The organism is Parvibaculum sp. (assembly GCF_002684405.1).
Taxonomy (GTDB): Bacteria; Pseudomonadota; Alphaproteobacteria; order Parvibaculales; family Parvibaculaceae; genus Parvibaculum.
Map to the genome: position 1 here is coordinate 1 of NZ_NYVD01000044.1, position 6,634 is coordinate 6,634.

The following is a 6,634-nucleotide window of genomic DNA, read 5'->3' on the forward strand; positions in this document are numbered from 1 at the left end:
ATGAGGGAGAGTTTCTAGTTGGGCCTCATCCTGAGGAGGGCCGCAAGGCCCGTCTCGAAGGATGTGCGGCGCAACAACGACATTACGGCGTTTTCTGCCCTTCCAGCCAGTCTTCCACCGGCACCAGCCGGCGGGGCAGGCCGGAGAGGTCGCAAGGGACCGTCTGGCCGCCGCAGGAATAGAGCGGGTATTGCACGACGCGCAGCGTCTCCAGATCGACGAGGAAGACGCCGTTGATTCGCCCGAACCACTGGTCCCACTCATTAAATCCCCAGTTTTCCCAGCCCGGGGGCGGGGCATTCGTCACATCGCCCACCATGTCGGGATGGGCGGCGCAGAACCCCACCACGCAGCGGCCCGGATCGCGCGGATCCAGCCAGGGCGCGGCCTCGGCGATGAGTTCCGGCGCGGCGGCGCCGTTGCGGGGCAGGTGGAGACCCGCGGAAATCCGCCGTCCGTGGTGGAAGTGAATCAGGGATTCGTCACGCATAACTGGCCTTTCGGGCTGCGAATGCATCCGGCTGTCGACTGATTCCAATGTAATGCCTGGGGGGTGCCGGGGCCAGCGGGGCGTCAGAAAAGCGCGCCAAAACCCCCTTAATTATTAGGGTTTTTGAAATACGCAATGCGACGAATTAACATGTTCGTTGTGGCAAAACGTCGCAAAGCCTTGCAGGGCATCTGGCGGCTTGCGCGAGCGGGACTATACTCCTGCGCCAAGGGAGGTTACGGCAGCGGCGATCGCGTATTCGCGTGAAGGGGAACGTGTCCGCTGTCCTCCAAATCGAGGGGCAATTGCCGCTCTAGGGCCATTTCAATCGCCGGAAGATCGTTTTGGGCGCTTGCGATGGCGCAAGGTTTATGGTTTCTGACGCCCAAGATGCGCCTGGAATACCGGGCGACGGGGGTAAGCGACATTGAAGCGGTATGAGGCAGGCCCAAGGTCGCCCTTTCGCGGCGCCCCCGAGGCAAGTCGCTGGACTGGAGTGGAAATGCTGGGGAAAAGCATGCGGTTTCTGATCGGTTTCGCGCTCGTGGCACTGTTTTTGGCCACCGGGCACTTCGACGGCTTTATCGGGTCGGCCCTGGCCAATCCGGTGGATGGCGGTATCACGCTGCAGCCCGCCGCGACGACCGTCGCGGACGACATCCACATCTTTCACAACGACATTCTTCTCCCCATCATCACGATCATCGTGGTCTTCGTGGCCGCCCTGATGGCGATCGTGGCGGTGCGCTTCAATCGCAAGGCCAACCCGACGCCGTCCAAGACCTCGCACAATACGCTGCTCGAGGTCGCCTGGACCGTGATCCCGGTGATGATCCTGGTGGCGATCGCCATTCCTTCCTTCCGCCTTCTCTACAAGGAAGTGGTCATTCCGCCGTCCGACCTGACGGTGAAGGCGATCGGGCATCAGTGGAACTGGTCCTACGAATACCCCGATGACGGCATCGATATCCTGAGCATCATGAAGGACGATGCGGATCTGAAGCCGGGCGAGCCGCGCCTCTTCACCGCCGACGAACCGATGGTCGTGCCGGTGAACACCACCGTGCGCGTGATCGTGACGTCTTCCGACGTGATCCATTCCTTCGCGGTGCCCGCCTTCGGTGTGAAGGTGGACGCCATTCCGGGCCGTCTCAACGAGACCTGGTTCCGGGTGGACAAGACCGGCATGTATTACGGCCAGTGCTCGGAGCTTTGCGGCACCAATCACGCTTTCATGCCGATCAATATCAAGGTCGTCTCCAAGGACGACTACAAGGCCTGGGTAGCGACGCAGACGGCTTCCGCCGACACCGACAACAAGGTGAAGCTGGCCGATGCGACCGCGGCGACCGCGGTCCGCTGAGGCCAAAGACCGCTTTAGGCAAGTTCGCGAACAAGTGTTGAGAAACGAAGGGTAGAAATATGGCAGGGCAAGCTGCTGGCGCGCACGCCGAACACGAGGATCATCCCACCGGTTGGCGCCGTTACCTTTATTCGACGAACCACAAGGACATCGGCACGATGTACCTGTTGTTCGCGATCATGGCCGGCGTGATCGGCGGCGCTCTCTCGGTCGCCATGCGCGCCGAGCTGATGGAGCCGGGGATCCAGATCTTCTCGAACGTCGAGCTCTATAACGTGTTCATCACCGCGCATGGTCTCATCATGATCTTCTTCATGGTGATGCCCGCGATGATCGGCGGTTTCGGCAACTGGTTCGTGCCCATCATGATCGGCGCGCCGGACATGGCCTTCCCGCGGATGAACAACATCTCGTTCTGGCTTCTCGTGGCGGCCTTCGGCCTGCTCGTCGTCTCGCTCTTCGTGCCCGGCATGGTCGGCTCGAACGGCTTCGGCGGAGGCTGGACGATCTACCCGCCGCTTTCCACCACGGGTTCGCCCGGACCGGCCATGGACTTCGCGATCCTGTCGCTCCATCTCGCCGGCGCCTCGTCGATCCTGGGTGCGATCAACTTCATCACCACCATCTTCAACATGCGCGCCCCGGGCATGACGCTGCACAAGATGCCGCTCTTCGTCTGGTCGGTGCTCGTGACCGCCTTCCTGCTGCTGCTGGCCCTGCCGGTTCTCGCAGGCGGCATCACCATGCTGCTGACGGACCGCAATTTCGGCACGACCTTCTTCGAGCCCTCCGGCGGCGGCGACCCGATCCTGTTCCAGCATCTGTTCTGGTTCTTCGGTCACCCCGAGGTGTACATCATGATCCTGCCGGGCTTCGGCATGATCAGCCAGATCGTCTCGACCTTCTCGCGCAAGCCCGTGTTCGGCTATCTCGGCATGGCCTACGCCATGGTCGCGATCGGCGTGGTGGGCTTCATCGTCTGGGCGCATCACATGTACACGGTCGGCCTTTCGGTCAACACGCAGGCCTATTTCGTCGCGGCCACCATGGTGATCGCGGTGCCGACGGGCGTGAAGATCTTCTCCTGGATCGCCACGATGTGGGGCGGCTCCATCGAGTTCAAGGCGCCGATGCTCTGGGCCTTCGGCTTCATCTTCCTGTTCACGGTCGGCGGTGTGACGGGCGTCGTGCTCGCCAATGCCGGTGCGGACCGCGTGCTGCATGACACCTATTACGTGGTGGCGCATTTCCACTACGTGCTGTCGCTCGGCGCCGTGTTCTCCATCTTCGCGGGCTGGTACTACTGGTTCCCGAAAATGTTCGGCTACATGTATTCCGAGTTCTGGGCCAAGCTGCACTTCTGGGTCACGTTCATCGGTGTGAACATGATCTTCTTCCCGCAGCACTTCCTCGGCCTGCAGGGCATGCCGCGCCGCTATGTGGATTATCCGGATGCGTTCGCCTTCTGGAACTTCATCTCCTCCATCGGTGCCTATATCTCGGCAGCCGCGCTCGGCATCTTCTTCATCGGCATGGCGCTCGCGTTCATCCGCAAGCAGAAGGCAGCCGACAATCCGTGGGGCGAGGGCGCAACGACGCTGGAGTGGACGCTGTCCTCTCCGCCGCCCTTCCATCAGTTCTCCGAACTGCCGCGGATCAAGTAAGAACGAAACGCTTTCCGGCCGGGGCAACCCGGCCGGAGCATCTTCGTCCCTCCCCGTTTGCGGGGGCGGGCGGTTTGAATTCGGAAACGAGTTTTTTCTCAAGACAATGCTGGGGACCGGCCTCTAAATGTCCGATACGGCCTTCACAGATACGGAATTCGCCGACGGCTCCATCGCCTCCGCTCAGGGCGGCATGGGCACGGCCGGAGATTTCTTCGAGCTGCTGAAGCCGCGCGTCATGTCGCTGGTCATCTTCACCGCGCTGGTGGGCCTTGTCGTGGCGCCGGGCGGGATCAACCCGGTCATCGGCTTCACCGCGCTGTTGTGCATCGCCGTGGGGGCAGGGGCCTCCGGCGCGCTGAACATGTGGTACGACGCCGATATCGACGCCCGCATGACCCGCACCAGAACGCGCCCCATTCCGTCGGGCCGCGTGACGCCGCAGGAAGCCGCCGTTTTCGGCACGGTAATGGCGGCGGGCTCGGTCTTCGTCATGGGCGCGCTGGTGAACTGGACGGCGGCCGCGCTGCTCGCCTTCACCATCTTCTTTTATGCCGTCGTCTATACGATGTGGCTGAAGCGCTCCACGCCGCAGAACATCGTGATCGGCGGCGCGGCAGGCGCCTTCCCGCCCATGATCGCCTGGGCGGCGGTGACGGGCGATGTATCGCTCCAGTCGATCTCTCTCTTTCTCATCATCTTCATGTGGACGCCGCCGCATTTCTGGGCGCTCGCGCTCTGCAAGTCGGGCGACTATGAAGAGGTGGGCGTGCCGATGCTGCCGGTCGTGGCGGGCGAGCGCGAAACGCGCCGCCAGATCATGCTCTATTCGCTGCTGCTGGTGCCCGTCACCCTGTCGCCGGTGGCGCTCGGCTTTGCCGGATGGCTCTATGCGGGCGTGACGACAGCCCTCGGTCTCATTTTCCTGGCGCTCGCCGCGCGCCTGGCGCGCACCGCGCCGGCGGCCGATGGCGACATCACAGCCCGGAACAAGGCCGCGATGCGGCTTTTCGGATTTTCGATCCTTTATCTCTTCCTCATCTTCTCGCTCCTGCTGGTCGAGAAGATGGCGGGGATTGCGCCGGTCTTTTCATGAGCGGCGAAGAAGAGACGACAGAAGAAGCCCGGGAGCGGAACCGCCACAAGATCGAGGCGCCGCACTGGGATGAGGCAATGGTGAAGCGCCGCAGGCAGCGCAATGTCGCGATTGCCTGGGTGCTGGTGGCTTTGGTGGTGCTGTTTTTCGTCGTCACCATCGCCAAGCTCGGGGGCAATATCGCAAGCCGTCCGTTGTGACGGGGTGCGCTGCCTTCCAAGCGCGATATAATCGGACTGGTATATGCCGGTTTCTTGGGGCGCCCGGAGCGCCCGGAAACGTGAAGTGGAGATGAGGGGAAATGGCTGACGCCCACAGCAAACATCACGACTATCACCTGGTCAATCCGAGCCCCTGGCCGTTTGTCGGTTCGGTCGGCGCCTTTGTGATGGCGGCCGGTGCGATCGAGTGGTTCCATGGCGCGCAGCCCTGGTTCGCGCTGATCGGCCTGGCCATCGTGCTCTACACCATGTTCGGCTGGTGGCGCGATGTGATCCGCGAAGGCAATCAAGGCGATCATACGCCGGTGGTGCAGCTTCACCTGCGCTACGGCATGATCCTGTTCATCGCATCGGAAGTGATGTTCTTCGTCGCCTGGTTCTGGGCCTTCTTCGATGCGAGCCTGTTTACCGGCGAGCACATTCAGGCCTCGCGCCTGGCCTTTACCGGCGGTCACTGGCCGCCCCAGGGCATCGAGGTCTTCGACCCCTGGCATCTGCCGCTGATCAATACGCTGATCCTGCTGACCTCGGGCACCACGGTCACCTGGGCGCATCACGCGCTGCTGCATGACGACCGCAAGGGCCTCGTGCAGGGTCTGCTGGCCACCGTCATTCTGGGCCTGATCTTCACCACCGTGCAGGCCTATGAATATCATCACGCCGCCTTCTCCTTTGCGGGCAACATCTATGGCGCAACCTTCTTCATGGCGACCGGTTTCCACGGCTTCCATGTGATCGTCGGCACGATCTTCCTGATCGTCTGCCTGATCCGCGCCGCGGGCGGCGCGTTCACGCCGAAGGCGCATTTCGGCTTCGAAGCGGCGGCCTGGTACTGGCACTTCGTGGACGTGGTCTGGCTGTTCCTGTTCGCCAGCATCTATATCTGGGGTTCGGCAGGCGGCGCGGCTGCCGCCGGGCACTGAATTCGCGCCGGGCGCTTTAGGCCGTCCGGACCGGGAACAAGAGGGGGCGGGGCCGCGAGGATGCGGGCCCGCCCCTTATCGTTTCGTACTCACCCGCTTGGAAGGGCATGGATATGGAAGAGAAAAAGGACGTCTCGCCGGTAAGCGCAGGGCTTCGCGCCCGCTGCCCGCGCTGCGGGGAAGGCCGGCTCTTCAAGGGCTTTCTCGACCTCAAGCCGAAATGCGATGTCTGCGACCTCGACTATGGCTTTGCCGATGCGGGCGACGGCCCGGCGGTCTTCATCATGATGATCGTGGGCTTCATCGTCGTCGGCCTCGCGCTCTGGGTGGAGTTCACCTGGCACCCGCCCTACTGGGTCCACGCCGTGCTCTGGATCCCGCTCATCCTCATTCTGCCGCTGGGCATGCTGCGCCCGCTGAAGGGCTGGCTAGTCGCGCAGCAATACCGCCACTCCGCGCGGGAAGGCCGGCTGCACGATGTGGTGGAGACGCAGGATGACGGGGACGCGAAGTGAGCAACGGGATTTTCAGGCCGCTTCTCTGGCCCACGGTTCTGACGCTCGTCATGCTGCCCATCCTGCTCGGGCTCGGCACCTGGCAGGTACAGCGCCTGCACTGGAAGACGGATCTCATCGCGCGGATGGAAGCCCGCATGGCGGAAACGCCGCGTCCGCTGCCGCCGCGGAAGGACTGGGCCTCGCTCGACCTCGACAATCTCGAATACCGCCCCTTCACGGTCACGGGGCATTTCCTCAATGACCGCGAGATGCGCTATTTCACGCAGGATCGCGACACGAGCCAGCCGGGTTTTGCGCTCATCACGCCGTTGAAGCTGGACAGTCCGGGCGACGAGGGCGCCTATGTGCTGGTGGACCGG

The 6,634-nt window shown here is 62.9% G+C and carries 8 protein-coding genes; 7 read left to right on the plus strand and 1 reads right to left on the minus strand.

Annotated elements, in window-relative coordinates; all coding sequences use genetic code 11:
• Positions 1-82 precede the first annotated feature (82 nt).
• Positions 83-490 carry a hypothetical protein gene (locus tag CMI59_RS03890; RefSeq protein ID WP_293325015.1) on the minus strand — a complete coding sequence of 136 codons (408 nt, stop codon included), beginning with the start codon at positions 488-490 and terminating at the stop codon, positions 83-85.
• A 517-nt stretch (positions 491-1,007) separates the two neighbouring features.
• Here CMI59_RS03890 and coxB point away from each other — a divergent pair.
• The 7 genes from coxB to CMI59_RS03925 form a co-directional block, all read left to right on the plus strand.
• Positions 1,008-1,853 carry a cytochrome c oxidase subunit II gene (gene coxB / locus CMI59_RS03895; protein ID WP_293325018.1) on the plus strand — a complete coding sequence of 282 codons (846 nt, stop codon included), beginning with the start codon at positions 1,008-1,010 and terminating at the stop codon, positions 1,851-1,853.
• Between the two features lie 59 nt (positions 1,854-1,912).
• Positions 1,913-3,517 (plus strand): cytochrome c oxidase subunit I, encoded by a 1,605-nt coding sequence (ctaD, locus tag CMI59_RS03900; RefSeq protein WP_293325021.1) that lies wholly within the window; start codon positions 1,913-1,915, stop codon positions 3,515-3,517.
• Positions 3,518-3,644: 127 nt separating this feature from the next.
• Positions 3,645-4,613: a heme o synthase gene (locus CMI59_RS03905; protein ID WP_293325023.1), complete on the plus strand. Its 969-nt coding sequence runs from the start codon at positions 3,645-3,647 to the stop codon at positions 4,611-4,613.
• Complete coding sequence (locus CMI59_RS03910) at positions 4,610-4,813, plus strand: hypothetical protein (RefSeq protein WP_293325034.1); 204 nt, start codon at positions 4,610-4,612, stop codon at positions 4,811-4,813. The genes CMI59_RS03905 and CMI59_RS03910 overlap by 4 nt, the downstream gene beginning before the upstream one ends.
• 101 nt (positions 4,814-4,914) lie before the next feature.
• Positions 4,915-5,757: a cytochrome c oxidase subunit 3 gene (locus CMI59_RS03915; protein WP_293325026.1), complete on the plus strand. Its 843-nt coding sequence runs from the start codon at positions 4,915-4,917 to the stop codon at positions 5,755-5,757.
• A 107-nt stretch (positions 5,758-5,864) separates the two neighbouring features.
• Complete coding sequence (locus CMI59_RS03920) at positions 5,865-6,272, plus strand: DUF983 domain-containing protein (RefSeq protein WP_293325029.1); 408 nt, start codon at positions 5,865-5,867, stop codon at positions 6,270-6,272.
• Positions 6,269-6,634: SURF1 family cytochrome oxidase biogenesis protein (locus tag CMI59_RS03925; protein WP_293325031.1), on the plus strand; the 366-nt coding region annotated here is incomplete at its 3' end. The genes CMI59_RS03920 and CMI59_RS03925, both read left to right, overlap by 4 nt.